This is a genomic window from Streptomyces sp. NPDC032126 (genome assembly GCF_055580085.1).
In genome coordinates this window covers 1-18588 of record NZ_JBVIMA010000003.1, presented here as the reverse complement: position 1 = coordinate 18588, position 18588 = coordinate 1, and the positions used below count along the sequence as shown (strand labels likewise).

General features: G+C 73.4%; 10 protein-coding genes. 5 read left to right on the top strand and 5 right to left on the bottom strand.

All coding sequences use genetic code 11. From position 1 onward, the window contains the following. Positions 1-53: 53 nt before the first annotated feature. Entirely contained in the window at positions 54-1274 is a 1221-nt protein-coding gene (lhgO, locus tag ACZ5NW_RS13010; RefSeq protein WP_468743893.1) for an L-2-hydroxyglutarate oxidase, read from the bottom strand. A 101-nt stretch (positions 1275-1375) separates the two neighbouring features. Further along, on the bottom strand, positions 1376-2800 hold the full coding sequence (locus tag ACZ5NW_RS13005; protein WP_468743892.1) for an MFS transporter: 1425 nt from the start codon (positions 2798-2800) through the stop codon (positions 1376-1378). Positions 2801-3506: 706 nt separating this feature from the next. Between ACZ5NW_RS13005 and ACZ5NW_RS13000 the strand changes: the two genes are divergently transcribed. After that, a complete protein-coding gene (locus ACZ5NW_RS13000) occupies positions 3507-5666 on the top strand; it encodes an asparagine synthase-related protein (RefSeq protein WP_468743891.1) in 2160 nt (719 codons plus the stop codon). A gap of 380 nt (positions 5667-6046) precedes the next feature. Then, positions 6047-9379: a BTAD domain-containing putative transcriptional regulator gene (locus tag ACZ5NW_RS12995; RefSeq protein ID WP_468743890.1), complete on the top strand. Its 3333-nt coding sequence runs from the start codon at positions 6047-6049 to the stop codon at positions 9377-9379. Here ACZ5NW_RS12995 and ACZ5NW_RS12990 read toward each other — a convergent pair. Both ACZ5NW_RS12990 and ACZ5NW_RS12985 read right to left on the bottom strand, forming a co-directional pair. Then, complete coding sequence (locus ACZ5NW_RS12990) at positions 9366-11273, bottom strand: sigma-70 family RNA polymerase sigma factor (RefSeq protein ID WP_468743889.1); 1908 nt, start codon at positions 11271-11273, stop codon at positions 9366-9368. The genes ACZ5NW_RS12995 and ACZ5NW_RS12990 overlap by 14 nt on opposite strands. Before the next feature lie 332 nt (positions 11274-11605). Then, entirely contained in the window at positions 11606-12355 is a 750-nt protein-coding gene (locus tag ACZ5NW_RS12985; protein WP_468743888.1) for a TetR/AcrR family transcriptional regulator, read from the bottom strand. Positions 12356-12735: 380 nt separating this feature from the next. Here ACZ5NW_RS12985 and ACZ5NW_RS12980 point away from each other — a divergent pair, with 380 nt between their 5' ends. Both ACZ5NW_RS12980 and ACZ5NW_RS12975 read left to right on the top strand, forming a co-directional pair. After that, entirely contained in the window at positions 12736-14160 is a 1425-nt protein-coding gene (locus tag ACZ5NW_RS12980; protein WP_468743887.1) for an NAD(P)/FAD-dependent oxidoreductase, read from the top strand. A gap of 243 nt (positions 14161-14403) precedes the next feature. Further along, positions 14404-16056, top strand: a complete 1653-nt coding sequence (locus tag ACZ5NW_RS12975; protein WP_468744474.1) for an ATP-binding SpoIIE family protein phosphatase — start codon at positions 14404-14406, stop codon at positions 16054-16056. Positions 16057-16131: 75 nt separating this feature from the next. Here ACZ5NW_RS12975 and ACZ5NW_RS12970 read toward each other — a convergent pair whose 3' ends face one another. After that, positions 16132-17394, bottom strand: coding sequence for an MFS transporter (locus ACZ5NW_RS12970; protein ID WP_468744473.1), 1263 nt, complete (start codon positions 17392-17394; stop codon positions 16132-16134). Positions 17395-17545: 151 nt separating this feature from the next. Between ACZ5NW_RS12970 and ACZ5NW_RS12965 the strand changes: the two genes are divergently transcribed. Further along, entirely contained in the window at positions 17546-18106 is a 561-nt protein-coding gene (locus tag ACZ5NW_RS12965) for a MarR family winged helix-turn-helix transcriptional regulator (protein WP_468743886.1), read from the top strand. Positions 18107-18588: the final 482 nt, after the last annotated feature.

The window sequence follows — 18588 nt, the reverse complement described above, 5'->3', positions numbered from 1 at the left end:
GCCGCCCGAGTCGGTCCCGCTGGAGCGGGTCCCACCGTGCGCGAGCGGGTCGATCACGATGCCCCGAGCACACCCAACGCCCTCCGGCCCACCTCTCTGCCGATCAGCAGGGAAGCCGTCGCCGCGGGTGAGGGCGCGTTCAGCACGTGGATCGCCCGCTCCCCCTCCCGTATCAGAAAGTCGTCCACCAGACCGCCGTCCCGCAGCACCGCCTGCGCCCGCACTCCCGCCCCCGCCCGCACGAGATCCTGCGCCTCCACCCCGGGCAGCATGCGCCGCACCGCCTCCACGAACGCCCCCTTGGACACCGACCGCCGCAGCTCCCCGGCCCCGTACCGCCAGTGCCGGCGGCCCATCCGCCACACCCCGGGCCACGCCACGGTCCCGGCGACCTCCCGGGGACGTACGATCCCCCAGCCGTACCCCTCCCGGGCCAGCGCCGGCACCGCGTTGGGGCCGACGTGCACGCCTCCGTCGATCCCCCGGGTGAGATGCACCCCGAGGAACGGGAACGCCGGATCCGGCACCGGATACACCAGCCCCCGCACCAGATCGGGCCGCACCAGCTCGTAGTACTCGCCACGGAACGGCACGATCCGCACCTCGGGCTCGTCCCCGGTCATCCGGGCGATCTCGTCGCAGTACAGCCCGGCGCAGTTCACGAGCACCCGCCCGCGCACGACGTCCCCGCGCGCGGTCCGCACGGCGACCCCGAGACCGGCCCGCCGGTCGATCCGGACGACCTCCGCGCCGTAGCGGATCTCCGCCCCGGACGCCTCTCCGAGCCGCCGTGCGACGGCGCCGAAGTCGCAGATCCCGGTCGTCCGCACGTGTATGGCGGCGAGTCCGCGCACCTCCGGCTCGTACTCCGCGATCTGCGCGGCTCCGAGCTCGCGGACCGGAATGCCGTTCTCCCGGCCGCGCTGCACGAGCGCGTGCAGCCGGGGCAGCTCCTCCCGCTCGGTCGCGACGATCAGCTTGCCGGTGACGGCGTGCGGAATGTCGTACTCCGCACAGAATTTGACCATCTCGGCGGCGCCCCGCACCCCGTAGCGCGCCTTGAGCGAGCCGGGCCGGTAGTAGATCCCGCTGTGGATGACCCCGCTGTTGCGCCCGGTCTGATGGCGTGCGGGCCCCGGCTCCTTCTCCAGCACGGTCACCCGGGTCCCGGGCGCGGCACGGGAGATCGCGAACGCGGTGGACAGCCCGACGATCCCCCCGCCGATCACCAGCACGTCGCAGTCGTACGCGATCCCCAAAGACACGGACACCACCTCCCACGTCGATAGTGCACTGCACCACTGACAGAGCCCTTAAACCCGGGGAGGACCGGCGTCTGCCCCCTACGCCGGAGCCATGAGGACCGGCGTGCTCCCTACGCCGGAGCCATCAGCAGCGGGCGGGCCCGCTCCCGGAGCTCCACCACGCGGGGTTCGTCCCCGTACGGCTCCAGCCGGTGCAGCAGATCCTTCACATACTCGGTGGTCCGGGCGGAGGAGATCCGCCCGGCGACCTCCACGGCCCGCACGCCCTGCTCGCAGGCCGCGTCCAGGTTCCCGGACTCGAGCTCGGCCACCGCCGAGACGACCAGCCGCAGCCCGTGCGACCGCACGAACTCCTCGGTCGGCTTGGACAGCGCCTGCTCGGTGAACCTGCGCACCTGACGCGGCGCCTTCAGGTCCCGGTAGCACTCGGCGGCGTCCGCGGCGAACCGGTCGTAGGAGTAGAACCCCAGCCACGACGGGTCCGGATCACCGTCCCGGGCCCGCTCCAGCCACCCCTCGGCGGCCTTCAACGCCGCGCCCGCCGCATGTGCGTCGCCCGCACGCGCGTGTGCCCGTGCCTCGACGAGCCGGAAGAAGCTCATGGTCCGGGCCGTCGCCAGCCCCCGGTTGCGCTCCAGCGCGGCCTGCGCGAGATCGACACCCTCGTCGCCGAACCCGCGATATGTCGCCTGGAGCGACATGGACGCCAGCACATACCCCCCGAGCGGCACGTCCGCCGCCGCCCGCGCGAGCCGCAGTGCCTGGATGTAGTACCGCTGCGCGGCCTCCTGCTGACCGGTGTCGAAGGCCATCCAGCCGGCCAGCCGGGTCAGTTCGGCGCTCGCCCCGAACAGCGCGCGCCCGACCTCGTCGGAGTACGACCCGAGCAGCAGCGGCGCCGCCTCCACCCGCAGGCACTCCGGCACCATGGACGAACGCCAGTCGCCGCCTCCGTACTTGGAGTCCCAGCGCCTGGCGTCCTCCGCGGCCTCCCGCAGCTTCTGCACATCGCTGTGGCCGACTTTGATCGGTGCGCCGGAGCCCTCCGCGGAGAGCGCCTCGCGCGCCACCGAGCTGTCGGCCGGGGTTATCAGCCAGCGCGAGGCGGGCGTTGCGTATGCGCTCACTGCGAACGAACCCGCGAGCGACTGCCAGATGCCGCCCGAGCCGGCCCGGCGGCCGGCGAGGTCGAGACGGTACAGCTCGGTCGCCGACCGCACCGCCTGGCCGACGTCCCTGGGGAAGGCGAGGCCCACCTCGGGCGCGGGATCCGCGTCGGCCAGCCCGATCTCGTGCAAGGGCACCGGGCGGCCGAGCTTCTGGCCGATGGCGGCCGCGATGAGGTGCGGCGCGGCGCCCTGCGGCACCATGCCCTTCGACACCCAGCGCGCCACCGACGTCTTGTCGTAGCGAAGTGTCAACCCGCGTTGCGCGCCGAGGTCGTTGACGCGTCGTGCGAGTCCTGCGTTGCTGATTCCCGCGAGGGCGAGAACGGCGCCGAGCTTTTCGTTCGGCCCGCGTTGCTCCCTGGACATTGCGCCACCCCTCGACACAGACGGCTGCCGCGGTGGCATAACCACGCGGCATTCGTAAACCCAGCGTAGTTCGCCGGATCCCAAGCGTTAAGGGGCATTGTTCCGGTTGGCGGGATTGTGGTCCGTACGGCAGTACGGGTGCACATACGGACCGTCGCGGCGTGCCCCCGCCGTGTGGCCGTGCGCCCGTGCGTGCGCTCTTCTCCGGCCATCCGGGGAGCGGTTGCATGGGGCTTGCGTGGGTCGGCCCGCTGTACTGGATCCAGTGGGCTGGGGGACACCGCCGCCTCCATCCCCGCGGGCGGCGGAACGGTCCGGGAGGCGGAGTCCGCCTCCCGGACTGGCGCGTGGCGCGCGGGGCGTGCCGTTGTGCACGGAGCGTGCGCACGTTCGACATGACGAATAGTCAAGATCCTTTGTGCGCAACCGATTTGGCCGAAAATCGACCCTGCCCGCGACGGCCCATCACGCCTCCCACCATGGAAATCGAGGGCGCGCGAGGCGTTTTGGGGGAGCGTATCGGGGGCGCATTCGCATCGCAGCGCTCGGGGTGCGCGCGGGCACTCGCGCCAAAGTGCGCGACTTCGCGCGGGCGCACTCCCCGGATCACAAGCCGTCCCGCCTTCCCTCCTGGTCGCGTTCTTCGTGGCAGCATGGTGAACCGTTCGTACGGTGCACTGGTTGTCCACAGTCCGTGGAGGCGTCGATGCGGTGGTTGGTGGGATGGAGCAGCACCGCCGACGGCCGCGGCGGCTACGGCGGATACGGCACGTACGGCGCCGACGGTACGTACGGCGCGTACGGCCCCTACGAGTCCTACGACGAGCGGGCCGGCCAAGTCGGCCCCGACGGCGAGACCGTGCACCCCGTGGGCTCCCAACTCCTGTGGGGCGACCCCGATCCGCTGTGGGCGGTCGGCGACTGGCGGCCCGACGAGGTCCGCGTGGTGCGGCTCGACCCGCAGACCCGCATCGCCGTCCTCGGCCTGTGCGGAGCCTCCGACGAACAACTGCGCGTGGGACTGCTCGCCGCGCGCGGGGGCGCGCTGCGCCATCTGACGGCCTGGGCGGGCAGCTACACGGCGGTCGTCCAGGTCGGCCGCCGGATCACCGTCTGCGGCGATCTGGCCGGCGCCCGCCCGGTGTTCTACACGCCCTGGGCGGGCGGCACCGCCTACGCCACGGCCGCGCTGCCCCTGGCCGACCTCATCGAGGCCAACCTCGACTACGTCCACCTCGCCGCCCTGCTCGCCGCCCCCGACGTACCCGCGGCCCTGTACGGCTCCACGCCGTACGACGGCGTGCGCCGCATTCCGCCGGGTCACGCGCTCATCCTGCGCGCGGGCGCGCGCGAGATCGCCGGGTACGAACCCGTCGCCTCCCTCGCCGTGGCGGCGGCGCCCACCGACCCCGACCGCGCGGTCGACGGCGTGCGCGACGCCCTCGTCGAGGCGGTACGCGCGCGCCTGGCGGCGCCGCGCCACGTCCCCGGCGCCGACATGGACCCCGGCCCGGTGCCCGGCATGGGCCCCGCCGAACGGCGCGCCGCGCGCGGGATGCCCGTCCCCGGGATCGGCGCGGACCTCTCCGGCGGACCGGCCTCCGGCACCCTCGCCCTGCTCGCCGCGGGCCTGCCCGGCATGCCCGGCACGGTCCTCGGCCACGGCACCGGCGCCGGCGAACGCCTCCTCGCCGTCACCTTCAACGACCTCGCGGTCGGCGGCCACGAGGCGGAACTGGAGCGGGCGGGCACGCTGGCGGCCAACCCCCGCCTGCACCACGTGGTGGTGACCGGCGCCGAGGAGACCCTGCCGTACGCCGACCTGGACGGCCCCCTGACGGACGAACCCGGCCCCAGCCTGGTGACGGCCGCCCGGCACCGCGCCCGCCTCGCCGCGGGCAGCGCCGACCACTTCACCGGCTACGGCGCCCGCCAGGCCCTGGACGCCCACCCGGCCCGTCTTGCGGACCTCCTGATGGACCGCAAGCGCCGCCATCTGGTCCGGCCGGTCGCCGCGCTGACGAAGGCCGACGGCTCGGTCCTCGTCCCCGCGCGCGTCTACGGCGCGGCCCGCCGCCTCGCCCGCACCCCGTACCGGACGGGCGTGGAAAGCCTCGCGGAACGCCTCCTGGACCGCCGCTTCGACGATCCCGGCGGCGCGGTCGGGGCCTCCCTCGCCGCGCTGACCTGGGCCGCTCCGGGGCCGGCGGCGCGCTGGCTGACGGGTGAGGCGCTGGCTGAAGTATCGGTTCGGCTGCAGGACGCGGCCACCCGCTCACTGGCCGGAGTCGGCCCCGGTCAGCGGCCCGGCGACTATCGCGCGCGTGCGGCGCTGGCCCGGCACGCGGCGGACCTGCGCATCCTGGAACAGGCCGCGGAGATCCGCTTCCAGCGCCTGCACGCGCCCTTCCTCGACAACCAGGTGGTCCGCGCGGCCAGGGCCCTCCCCGAGACACTGCGCGTCCAGCCGGGCGCCAGAGCGGCGATCCTGCGCACCGTCCTCAAGGGCGCGGGCGTGGCGGACCTCCCGCCGGGCTGGGGAGCCCCCTCGCACGCCTCGACCGCGGCGGCGGCGAGAGCGGGCCTCAGACTGGCCACGGACCCCCTCATGGGCCTCTTCGACACCCCCCTGCTGGCACAGGCGGGCCTGGTCGAGGCCCGGGTCATCCGCAAGGCGCTCCGCGCGGGAGCCGCGGGCGACCCCCTCCCCCTGGACGGCCTGGCCGACCTGGTCTCCCTCGAACTCTGGCTGCGCCGCCTCCTCTCCCGCCGAGGCACCTGCTGGACAGGCACCCCGGCCCGCGCCCGCGCGGTCCCGGCGGGAATAGCCCCGATCAGAGCCACACTGTCGTCGGGACGGGGCTGATACCTCCGGCCCCTGTCCGGCTGTTTCGGCGTCCGTCGTGCGGTGGCGGGTGCCGCGTTGTCGTCGGGCCGGGGCCGGCACCCGCCGTGCCTGTCCGGCGGTTTCGGCGCCGGTCGTGCGGTGGCTGCCACGCTGTCGACACCGGGCTGTTCCTCATGCGTGTGCGTTTCTCGGCCGAGGCGCCGGTGACCGTGGAGAAGCTGCGGGCGAACTGGCCGGGGCCGGCACCCCCCGGCTCCTGTCCGGCCGCTTCGGCGCCCCCCCGTCCGGCCGTTTCTGCGTCCGCCCGGCAGCGACGGGTCCGGGCGCCGTGGCCGCGGGCGGGACGGCCCAGTGGGAAACCCCGTGCCCCCGCTCCGGCCACCAGCGACAATGTCCCGGTGCGGTACAGAATCCTGGGCGTCACCCAGACAGAGGACGACCACGGCTCAGCCGTACCCCTCCCCGGCCCCCGCCTCCGCGCACTCCTCACGGCCCTGGCCCTCCGCCCCGGCCGCGTCACCACCCCCGACACCCTGATCGACGAGATCTGGCCGGACACCCCGCCCCAGGACGCCCCCGCCGCGCTCCAGGCCCTCGTCGGCCGCCTGCGCCGAGCCCTCGGCAAGGACACCGTCACCTCCGAGCCCGGCGGCTACCGCCTCACCGCCACCGAGGACGACGTCGACCTCTACGTCTTCGAGCGGCTGGTACGCGACGGCACCCGCGCCCTCCACCACGGCGACCCCGCCGAGGCGTCCCGCACCCTCGACACCGCCCTGGCCCTGTGGCGCGGCCCCGCCCTCGCCGACCTCCCCGACCGCACCCCGGCCGCCCGCCCGGAGGCCCTGCACCTGGAGGCGACCCGTGCACGGGCCGAGGCCGACCTGCTCCTCGGCCGCGCCCTGGACGCCCTACCGCGCCTGAAGGAACTCACCGCCGCCCACCCGTACGACGAACCCCTGCACGCCCTCCTCATCCGCGCCCTGCGCGACACCGGCCGAGCCGCCGACGCCCTCGCCGCGTACGCCTCCGCCCGCACCGCCCTCGCCGACGGCCTGGGCACGGACCCCGGCCCGGAACTCCAGGCCCTGCACGCGGAGTTGCTCCAGCACAAGCCGACCGCCGCCCTCGCCCCCCAGCCCCCCGAGCGGACCGGCAACATCCGTCCACGACTTACCTCTTTCGTGGGCCGGGAACCCGAGATCGCGGCCATCCGTTCCGATATGCACAGGGCCCGCCTGGTCACCCTCACCGGACCGGGCGGCTCGGGAAAGACCCGCCTCGCCGAGGAGGCCGCCGCCGGCCTCCCCCAGGCGTGGCTCGTCGAGCTCGCCCGGCTCGACCGGCCGGAGGCGGTGCCGGGTGCGGTGGTCAGCGCCCTCGGTCTGCGCGAGACCGCTCTGATGACCACCGATCTGGCGCTCCAGCAGGACGACCCGGTCGCCCTGCTCGTCGAGTACTGCGCCCCGCGCAGCCAACTCCTGATCCTTGACAACTGCGAGCATGTCATCGACGCGGCCGCCGGCCTCGCCGAGACCCTCCTGACCCGCTGCCCGGGGCTCACGATCCTCGCCACCAGCCGTGAACCCCTGGGTGTCCCCGGCGAGTCGGTCCGCCCGGTCGAACCCCTCGTCCCCGACCAGGCACACCGCCTCTTCCAGGAGCGCGCGGCGGCCGTCCGCCCCGCCGCGGCCGCCGGACCGCGCGACGAGGAGGCGGTGGCGGAGATCTGCCGCCGCCTGGACGGCCTGCCCCTCGCCATCGAGCTGGCCGCCGCCCGGCTGCGGCTGCTGACGCCCCGCCAGATCGCCGACCGCCTCGACGACCGCTTCCGCCTCCTCACCTCCGGAAGCCGCAGGGTCCTGCCCCGCCAGCAGACCCTGCGGGCGGTCGTCGACTGGTCCTGGGACCTGCTCGACGAGCAGGAGCGGACGGTGCTGCGCGAGCTGTCCGTGTTCGCCGGCGGCTGGGACCTGGAGGCGGCGGAGACGGTGTGCACGGGCCCGGTCGCCGAGGCCGTCGGCGCGCTCGTCGACAAGTCCCTGGTCGTCGCCACCCCGTGCGAGCGGGACGGCGGCGACGGCATGCGCTACCGCATGCTGGAGACCATCCACGAGTACGCCGTGGAGCGCGCGGCCGAGGTCCCCGGGCTGCGCGCGGCGGCCGAGCGCCGGCACCGCGCGTGGGTGCGCGCGCTCGTCGAGCGGGCCGAGCCGCTGCTGCGTTCCGCCGAGCAGCTTCCGTGGATCGCCCGCCTGGAGGCCGAGCTCGACAACATCCGCGTGGCGATCGACCGCGCCCTGACGGCGGGCGACGAGGTGGAGGCGGGCGCGCTCTGCCTCTCCATGGGCTGGTTCTGGTGGCTGCGCAACTACCGCCAGGAGGGCGCCGCCTGGACCGACCGCGCCCTCCGCCTGGGCGTGGCCCTGGACACCATCGCCGCCGAGTCCGCCGAGGCCACCGGGGCCCCCGCCACCCCCACCGACCTCCGCTCCCGCATGGCCGAGGTCGACCCCATGGGGGCCTTCCTCGCCGACCCCGAGGCCGAGGAGGGGCACCCCCGTCAGATCCTGCGGATGAACCTGCGCATGCAGCACATGTTCATGCTGTCGGAGAGCGAGCCGAAGACCCGCTGGGACGACCCGCATCACCGGGCGTACCTGACCCGGCTGCGCACGCACTACGAGCGGGGCGGCCCGGAGGCGGCCCGCATGCCCGGCCTGATCTGGCCCATGACGGCGTTCGAGCTGCGCGGCTCGGTGGACGTCCGCCGCACCCTGGACCGGGCGGTCGCCAACTGCCGCAGGCACGGCGGTGACTGGGAACTCGCCTGCACCCTGATGATCCGCACGCACACGGTGGTCGACACCCGCGGCGGCATGCGGGGCGTGGACGAGGACCTGGCGGAGCTGCGGGAGCTCGGCCGGCGCACCGGCGACCGCTGGATCACCGCGCAGGTGCACAGCGCGGCCGGCGAGGCGGCCATGGCCCGCGCCCGTTTCGCGGAGGCGGAACAGGAGTACTCCGCCTCGCTGCGCCTGGCGTACGAGGTCGGCGCGCACACCGAGACACCGTTCCTCCTGGCCCGGCTCGCGGAGATCGCCTACCGCTCCGGCGACCGCTCCGGAGCCCTGACCGCACTCGACGAGGCGAGCGTGGCCGCCGATCGCTACGGGGTGCCGGACGCCCGGGCGTTCATCGCGCTGCTGCGGGCCTTCCTCGCGCTGGACGAGCAGGACATCCCGCGCGCGCGGGAGTGGTGTGACGCGGCGCGGGCGCAGACGGCGAGGGGGACTCCGCCGCCGCAGTTCACGGCGGCGCTGGACATGGTCGACGCGAGCGTCACGGCCGCCGAGTCCGGCCCGGCGCACGGCCTGCCGATCCTCGCCGACGCCTTGGAGCGGGCGCTGGCCGCCTCCTGCGCGGAACCGGTGACCGCGGGAGTCGTGGGCGTCGCCGCGGACCTGCTGGGCCGGTTCGGCGACTTCCCGCGCGCGGTACGCCTGCTGGCCGCCGCCGACCAGTTGCGCGCAGGTCTGCCGAGTCCCGGCCCGGAGCTCACCCGCGCCGAGCAGACCGCCGCGGAGGCCCTTACCGCTCTGGGCTCCGAGCGCTACTCCGCCGAGCACGCGCGCGGCACCGCCCTCACCCCCCAGGACGCCCTCGCCGAACTCACCGAGGCGGTGCGGGCCGCCGCCACGGCGCGGGAGAACAGCCCTAGGAGCAGCTGAACTTCGACTCCGCCCAGTCCCCGAGGGCCACCGGGTCGAAGTGGCTGTGGGGCTCGACGACGAGCCGTACGGTCCGGTAGCCGGCGATGTCCACATGGACGGGGACGGCGGGGTCGCCGCCCTTGACACGGCCGGAGCGCCACAGCCGGACCCCGTCGCCGTAGACGGAGAAGTACAGCTGCCCGAGCTTCATGGTCAGGTCGTCGACGCCCACGAGCGCGTCGTAGGAGGTGCACGCGCGGTTGAGGTCGACGGTGATGGAGGAGTCGCCGTGGACGGTCACCCCGCGCGCGTACTGCTGCCCGGCGACGGACACCCCGGAGCGCTGCCACACCCAGCTGCTGCCGGCGAGCCGGATCTCGGGGCCGGTGCCGTCGCCGGTGACGTCGAAGGACAGCTCGCTCAGCTCGTAGACCGCGGGGGGCGGCGGGGGTGGCGGGGGAGGGGGCGTCGGGGTCGGTGTCGGGGTGGGGCTCGGGGTCGGTGTGGGGGTGGGTGTCGGGGTCGGCGACGGTTTGGGTGTCGGCGTGGGTGTGGGGGTGGGCGTCGGGGCCGGTTCGACGACCGGCTCGGCCCGGGGCTCGGGCGGTGCGGGTGTGGGGGTGGGCGTCGGAGTCAGCGGCTCGGGTGCGACGACCGGCGCGGAGGCGGGCGGCCTGGCCTCCGGCTTGCGCGCGGGTGAGTCGTCGCCGATCAGCGCGAGCGCGACGGCGGCCGCCGCGACGGCGACCACACCGGCCGCGATACCGGCCTTCACCGGCGCGCCCACGCCTTCCGAGACCGCGGCGCCACCGGCGCTCGCCCCGCCGGAGGAACCGCCCGCCGCGGCGGCCGCACCCGCGGCTCCCGCCGCCCCGGCACCGGCTCCGCCCGCGATGAGCGCGAGCGCCTTGGCGTACCCGGCGGCGCCGAACCAGCCGATGACCGCGATCGGCACGACGGCGGGAATGCTGCCGGCGACCTCCTCGATCTGGGTGGCGGCCAGCCGGCACCGGGCGCATTCCTCCAGGTGCTTGCGCAGTCCGCGTTCGGCCCGCACGCGCAGCCGGCGGCGGGCGTAGGTGCCGAGCTGGTCGGCGTAGCGGGAGCACTCCTCGTCGCTGGTGAGGGTGGAGCTGACGTGGGCCTGGAGGTAGGCCTGCTTGAGGCCCTCGCGGGCGCGGCTGGCGAGCACGCGCGTGCCGTTGGCGTCGAGGCCGAAGAGGACCGCGACCTCGCTCGGCGACTCGTCCTCGACCTCGGTGTGCCACAGCACGGCCTGCCAGCGCTCGGGCAGCGAGCGGAAGGCCCGCATGGCCATGGACTGCTCGGCCTCGTGCATGGCGCGCACGTCGGCGCCGAGTTCCAGGGTGTCGTCGTCGGAGATCTCGGTGGAGCGGGCGGCCTGCGCGGCGAACAGGGCGAAGTCGTCGACGAGCTGTTCCCGTCTGGCGGACCGGGTCCAGTTCGCGGCGACGCGCCGCACGGAGGTGAACAGGTAGGCGCGGACTGCGTGCTCGGGCCCGGAGCCGCCGCGCACGGCCTGGAGCATGCGCGCGAAGACCTCGGCGGTGAGGTCGTCCGCGGTGTGGGCGTCCCGGCAGCAGGTGCGCGCGTAGCGGCGTACGGCGTCGGCGTGGCGCCGGTACAGCTCCTCGTAGGCGGTGTCGTCGCCGGACCGCATCCGGGTGATCAGGTCGGCGTCGGCGGGCGGGAGGTCGCGCGGCGGTGGCAGGATGCCGTCCTCGTGCCGTTCGCGCTGGGCCGGGACGCTGTTCTCCGGCGGCGTGGGGACCGGGCCGCCGCCCGGGGGTCTGGCCGCGCGGCCGCCCTGGCTCGGCACCTGGGGTGAGGTCCGGCCGCCGGTCTCCGCTTCGCCGTCCCCGAGTGACTCGTCACGTCCGTCAACGCTCATCGCGGAAAGCCCCCGCCGCCTGCCCTACCGGTCCCGACCACCGGGTCAGAGTGCCACAGGGAAATTTCGTCAGTAAGGCAAGGGCGGGGTCATCCACTCGTCCGAGCGGACTTGTCATGGCGCGCTATCGACAGCCACTCGAACGGGGTAGGTTCAACCACCGCTCACGGGGCAGCTGTTGAGATCTTTGCCGGGAATGCCCGGTTGTCCGGTTCGGTGGGGTGGGGCGATGTGCCGTCACACCGTCCCACCCCGCCATCACTCGATCGAGTCACGCTCGCCGGAAGCCCTTGACGGGCCCCGCCCGAACCCGAGGGGAAGGCCTCGCGGCCTCACACCGACGGGCGGGAGCGCAGTCCCTCCAGCAGGATGTCCAGCAGCCGGGCCGACGCCGCCGCCTGCTGGGCCGGGTCCGGCAGCGAGGGCGCCGCCGTCGCGATGACCAGCAGGACGTCCGACACCGATACGTCGGGCCGCAGTTCGCCCGCCGCCCGCGCCCGCTCCACGAGTTGGCCCACGACATCGAGCAGCTCGGCCGCCCCGGCGTCGTCGTCGCCCAGCACCGGTGCGCCCTCGGCCACCAGCCGCAGTTCACCGCCGCCCGGCTGGGTCCGCTGCTGCGGCACCCGCGCCTCCTCGGCGGCGTCCTCCGCCACGCCGACCCGCAGCACCTGCGGCGGCAGCAGCCGCCCGGCACCTGAGGCCACGGACGTGCGCAGGAAGCGCGACAGCGCCGACCACGGCTCGTCCTCCTGCCCCAGCGCCGTCCGGGCCTGGTCGGTCAGCCGCGAGGTCTCCTCCTCGGCTATCCGCCGCACCAGGACGTCCTTGCTGGGGAAGCGCCGGTACACCGTGCCGACACCGACCCGGGCGCGCCGCGCCACGTCCTCCATCGGCGCGCCGTACCCCAGCTCGCCGAACACCTCGCGCGCCGCCCGCAGCACGTGCTCCAGATTGCGCTGCGCGTCCACGCGCAGCGGCGCCGAGCGCGATACCTCCCGTCCGTTGCCCGCTGCCGCGTTCAACGCCCCGCTGGTGGCCAGGGCGGACGCGGATGACCAATGAGAGTCCTGAATGTGCATGAATGTTCCCCCGGTAATGACGTCTCCCCCCGGAGACTCTCCCCGCCATCGAATGCCGGGGCGCGTGGAAACCGGGCTCGTGTCCTCGGGCCCGCCCTTCGCGGATCCGAAGAGACACCTCCCCCTACACCCCGTCGACACACGAACATAGTTGAGAGGGAGTCAATTCAGAAGGGGGAGGTTCCGCACGGAGCGCCCCCCGATCGGAGTACGGGTCGCATACGTCCCGATTGCAACCCCTTCCGCACCCCGGCGCACACCTTCTGACCTGCGAACCGACCGCGCACCTCAGCGATTCGGCCAACCCTGGCCGCGCGCGGCCCGCGGTCACACAAATTGCCGGGGCTGTGGACAAACAACGGAGTCGGGTGCGTCATGGGATGGTGAAGGAACGTGCGCGCATTCTCGTTGTCGGTGGTGGCTACGTCGGGATGTACACGGCACTGCGACTCCAGCGAAAGTTGAAAAGCGAACTGAAGCGCGGAGACGCGGAGATCACGGTCGTCACCCCCGACCCGTACATGACGTACCAGCCCTTCCTGCCCGAGGCCGCCGCGGGCTCCATCTCCCCCCGCCACGTCGTCGTCCCACTGCGCCGCGTCCTGCCCCACTGCCACGTCGTCATCGGCGAGGTCACCGCCATCGACCACGCCAAACGCACCGCCACCCTCACCACCCTCGCCACCGACGAGGAGGGCACCGGCCCCGCGCACCTGTCGTACGACGAACTCGTGCTCGCCCCCGGCTCGGTCTCCCGCACCCTCCCCGTCCCCGGCCTCGCCGACCACGCCATCGGCTTCAAGACCCTCGAAGAGGCCATCGGCCTGCGCAACCACGTCATCGAACAGATGGACATCGCCTCCTCCACCCGCGACCCCGCCCTCCGCGACGCGGCCCTCACCTTCGTCTTCGTGGGCGGCGGCTTCGCGGGCGTGGAAGCCCTCGGCGAGCTGGAGGACATGGCCCGCTACGCCGCGCGGTACTACCACAACATCCAGCCCGAGGACATGAAGTGGATCCTCGTCGAGGCCACCGACCGGATCCTCCCGGAGGTCGGCGAGGACATGGGCCGCTACACGGTCAGCGAACTGCGCCGCCGCAACATCGACGTACGGCTGAAAACCCGCCTCGACTCCTGCGCCCACCGCGTCGCCGTCCTCAGCGACGGCTCCCGCTTCCCCACCCGTACGGTCGTGTGGACCGCCGGCGTCAGACCCCACCCCCTGCTCGCCGCCACCGACCTCCCCCGCACCGAGCAGGGCCGCCTGCGCTGCACCCCCGAACTGACCGTCGAGGGCACCACGCACGCGTGGGCCGCCGGCGACGCCGCCGCCGTCCCCGACGTCACCGCCGCCGAACCCGGCCGGGAAACCGCCCCCACCGCCCAGCACGCCGTCCGCCAGGCCAAACTCCTCGGCGACAACATCGCGCGCTCCCTGCGCGGCGAGCCACCGCAGCCGTACGCGCACGCGTACGTCGGCTCGGTCGCCTCCCTCGGCCTCCACCAGGGCGTCGCCCACGTCTACGGGCGCAGACTCAAGGGCTACCCCGCCTGGTTCATGCACCGCGCCTACCACCTCAGCCGCGTGCCCACCTTCAACCGCAAGGCGCGCGTGCTCGCCGAATGGACCCTGTCGGGCCTCTTCAAACGGGAGATCGTCTCCCTCGGCTCCCTCGAACATCCCCGCGCGGAGTTCGAACTCGCCGCCGGTGGAAAGCCTTCTGACAGCCAGAAGACCCACCGCACGGACCACCCCGACAGCGAACGGCGCCAGGAAACCGGCGACGACGACCCGAAGGGGTAGACCTCACCGGATCCAGGAACTCCACCGACCGCCCCGGCGTCTGACGATTGTCGGCCCGGACGGCCACACTGCCAGACTGCTCCCGAGCCCCGGCGGGCCACCGCCCGCCCCGCGACCCACGAGGCTGTTCCCAAGTGCTGCTTTTCCCGGGTGCTGCGACACCGTGCGGCCACCGCCGCGCCGCTCCCGGAGCCCAGGCCGCCCCCCGACCCGGCCGACGACGACTACACGAGGCAAGGATTCGTGAACTTCACGCGCTGGAGCGCCCGACTCCCCGGAACGCAGCGCCGCGCCGCCGCGCGGGCCGACCACCCGGTCACCCCCGACCGGCGGAGCGAGGGCTCCGTACCCGCGGCCCGCGCCGAACAACTCACCGACGAGCCGCCCCCCGCCCCGGCCGTCGACCACCTCCCCGTCCGTGAGGTCCTCGACCGCGTCCCGGCCCTCGTCGCCCTGGTGCACGGCCCCGACCACCGCCTCGCCTACGTCAACGACGCCTACGAGTCGGCCTTCGGCCTCCGCCCACCCGGCGAACCCGCCGCCCAGACCCTCCCCGAACTGCGCGACCTGGGCCTCCTGCCCCTGCTCGACCAGGCCCTGCGCAGCGGCAAGCCCCGCACCCTGAAGTCCCGCAAGGCCCCCGACGGCCGCTCCTACACCTTCACCTGCACCCCCGTCACCGAGGGCGAGGACGAGGGAGCGGTCCTGATCTTCGCCACCGACGTCACCGACCACGCCGAAGCGGCCGAGCGCCTGCGCGCCAGCGAGCGCCGCCAGCGCGAGACCGCGGTGACCCTCCAGCGCTCCCTGCTCCCCCAGGAACTCGAACAGCCGGACGACCTGCGCATCGCGGCGACCTACCAGCCCGGCGGCACCGAGGCCGCGGTCGGCGGCGACTGGTACGACGTCATCACCCTCGGCGGCGGCCGCACGGCCCTGGTGATCGGCGACGTGATGGGCCGAGGCGTACGGGCGGCGGCCGTGATGGGCCAGCTGCGCACCGCGGTACGCGCGTACGCCCGCCTCGACCTTCCACCCCACGAGGTCCTGCAACTCCTCGACGGCCTCGCCACCGAGATCGACGCCAACCAGATCGCCACCTGCGTCTACGCCGTCCACGACCCCAACGAGGGCCGGCTGGTGTATGCCTCCGCGGGCCACCTGCCGATCCTGGTCCGCGACGAGAGCGGAACCGTCCAGCGCGCCGACGAACCCACCGGCCCCCCGCTCGGCACCGGCGGCTGGATGCACGCCTCGGGCTCGGTCCCCCTAGGCCCCGGCTCCACGGCCGTCCTCTACACGGACGGCCTGGTCGAACGCAGGAACGAAGACCTGGACGAGGGAATCGCGGCGCTGGAAGGCGCCCTCGCCGGCGCCACCGGCACCCCCCAGGTGATCTGCGACCGCCTGGTCCGCTCGGCGGGCGTGACGGCCGACCACGACGACGACGTGGCGGTCCTCGTCCTGCAACAGCCGGCCCGCACGGGCACCGACGGCGAACTCTTCCGCAACGCCGCCCTGGAACTCCTCGGCGGCGTCGAAGCGGCCCCCCGCGCGCGTGCCTTCGCCTCCGGCGTCCTGACCAGCTGGCGCTTCCCCGTCGACCTGCACGACCTCGGCGTCCTGGCGGCGAGCGAGCTGGTCGCCAACTCCCTCCAGCACGGCACACCCCCCATGCGCCTGCGCCTGCGCCGCACCGACCGCCGCCTGATCATCGAGGTCACCGACGGCGACGACCACCTCCCCCGCCGCCGAAGAGCGGAACCGGCCGACGAGTCGGGCCGAGGCATCGCCATCGTGGCGACGATCGCCTCCAACTGGGGCAGCAGAAGAACCCCGGGCGGCGGCAAGGCGGTGTGGTGCGAGTTCGCCCTGAAGAAGGAGTCCGGAGAGTAGGAGGAGAGCCTCTCCGGGCATACGCGAGGTGAGCCGAGCCGGGGCCACCGGCTCAGCCCACCGTGGACCTTCCGCTCACGCCTCCGCGGCGACCGGCTCCGCCACCGCCGGCCCACGCGCGACGATCCGCTGCCGCGCGCGCCACGGCTGGTCCTGTACGGCGGTGAGCCGCCGCCCCAGCCGCAGCGCCAGCACGGTGATGCCGAGGGAGAACAGCAGGAACGTCACCACGTACGGCGCGTGCAGCGACGCGCCCATGGGCCCGCCCACCGCCGGCCCGACCGCCAGCGCCAGCTGCTTCACCAGGGCGAAGGCCGAGTTGTACTGCCCGGCCAGCCCGCTCGGCGCCAGATCGGCCACCAGCGGGGCGACCGTCGGCGACAGCATCGCCTCACCCAGCCCGAACAGCGCGTACGTCGCCACGAAGGCCGCCGTGGCCATCTCCTGGCTGCCGTGCCCGAGCCCCGCGTACCCTGCGACACCCCACGCCACGGCCCAGAGCAGCCCCACGCTCGCGATCACCCGCGAGCGGCGGCGCCGCTCCACGAACCTCAGCACGGCGAACTGCGCGACCACGATCATCAGCGTGTTCGCCGCCAGCGCCGTCCCCAGCGCGGATGTGGAGATCCCGGCCGCCTCGACGCCGTAGGCGCTCAGCCCCGACTCGAACTGGCCGTAACACGCGAAGAACAGCACAAAGCCCAGGACGCACAGCTGCACCATGGCCCGATTGCCGAGCAGCTGCTTCCAGCCGCTGCCCGTCGACCCCTGCGGCGCGTCCACGACCCGCGGCGCGTGCGGCATCCGCACCGTCGCCATCACCACGACCAGCAGCAGGAACATCGCCGCCTCGATCGCGAAGAGCAGCGTGAAGGAGGACGCGCGCGTGGTGTCGACGAGATGGCCGCCGATGAGCCCGCCGACACCGAGCCCGAGGTTCTGCAGGAAGAACTGCATGGCGAAGGCCCGCGACCGCGTCTCCGACGTGGAGCAGTCGACGATCATCGTGGCGAGCGCCGGCTGCATCACGGCCTGTCCGGCACCCAGCGCGGCGGCCGAGGCCAGTACGGCGATGGCGTTGCCGGCGAGCCCCAGGCTCAGCGCCCCCACGGCTGCGGTGACCAGAGCGGTGAGCAGCACCGGAAGCGGACCGCGCCGCACGATCGCCCGGCCGGCGAACGGCAGCACGATCAGCGCGGCCACGGCGAAGACGGCGAGGACGAGCCCCGCCGTCATGGCCCCGAGCCCCCGCACCTGCGCCACATAGACGTACAGGTAGGGAACGGTGAAGCCGAGCCCGAACGCGCTGAGTGCGTTGCCCACGTGGATCCGGCGCATCGCAGCGCCCTTCGCCCTGGTCACGTTCACCCCTCTTAGGTAGTGGAGAGTCTCAGTACTTAGAACCGAAGACTTCGAAGATAAATTTCGAAGCTAAACTCTACACACCGAAGGACTTCAACGCCAACGACCCCATGCGATACTGACGCCCATGGGTGACACCCCCGACGGCATCGGCCTCGGCAGCGAGCCGACACTCGAAGAGCAGATCGCCGCCTACCAGCGCGAGTTCCGGGACCTCGACCCCCAGGTCGAGAAGATCGTCTCGGCCCTGTCCCGACTGAACCGGCGGATGAACGTCGCCTACGGCCGTCAGACCGCCGCCCTCGGCATCAGCAGCGCCGACTGGGAGGTCCTCAAGGCCCTCGTCCTCTCCGGCGCCCCGTACCGGATGGGCCCGAGCGACCTCGCCAAGCGCCTCGGCCTCACGCCGGCCGCCATGACCCATCGGATCGACCGCATGGTCACCGAGGGCCTGGTCACCCGCGAGCGGGACGAGTCCAACCGCGTTCGGGTGATTGTGGAGCTCACCCCCGAGGGGCGCGAGAAGTGGCTGGAGGCCATGCGCCTCGCCTCGGTCTTCGAGGAGGACCTGCTCCAGGACCTCTCCCCGGAGGAGCGCGCGACGCTGGGCGACGTCCTGACGAGGCTCCTCCGGCGCGTCGAGCACGCCCAGCCGGACGCGGGCGGCCGGCTCAGCGACCTGGACTGAGGGCCTCCTGTGGACTCCTAAAAGATCTTGACAGGGGCCACTTGACACCCCCCTGCCCGATCCGTAGAGTTCTTCGGGTTGTCGCAGAGCCGTAACGGTTCTCCGGCAGCACTCCGCCGCAGAAGCGGCACCACAAACCACCAGCACGATCACTCCAAGCGGGGTTGTTTTCGGCGTGCCCGAATTCAATTCGATTTGGGTCCGGCAGCCGATTAGGACTTGCCGGGAAGGATCCGCTAAGGTTTGAGACGTCGGAACGGCCCAACAGCCGCGAAGGCAAAACCCGCTGACTGGGAATCAGACACCGCGAGGATCTGATAGAGTCGGAAACGCCGGAAGGGAAACGCGAGAGCGGGAACCGGAAAGCACCGAGGAAATCGGATCGAGAAAAGATCTGATAGAGTCGGAAACGCAAGACCGAAGGGAAGCGCCCGGAGGAAAGCCCGAGAGGGTGAGTACAAAGGAAGCGACCGTTCCTTGAG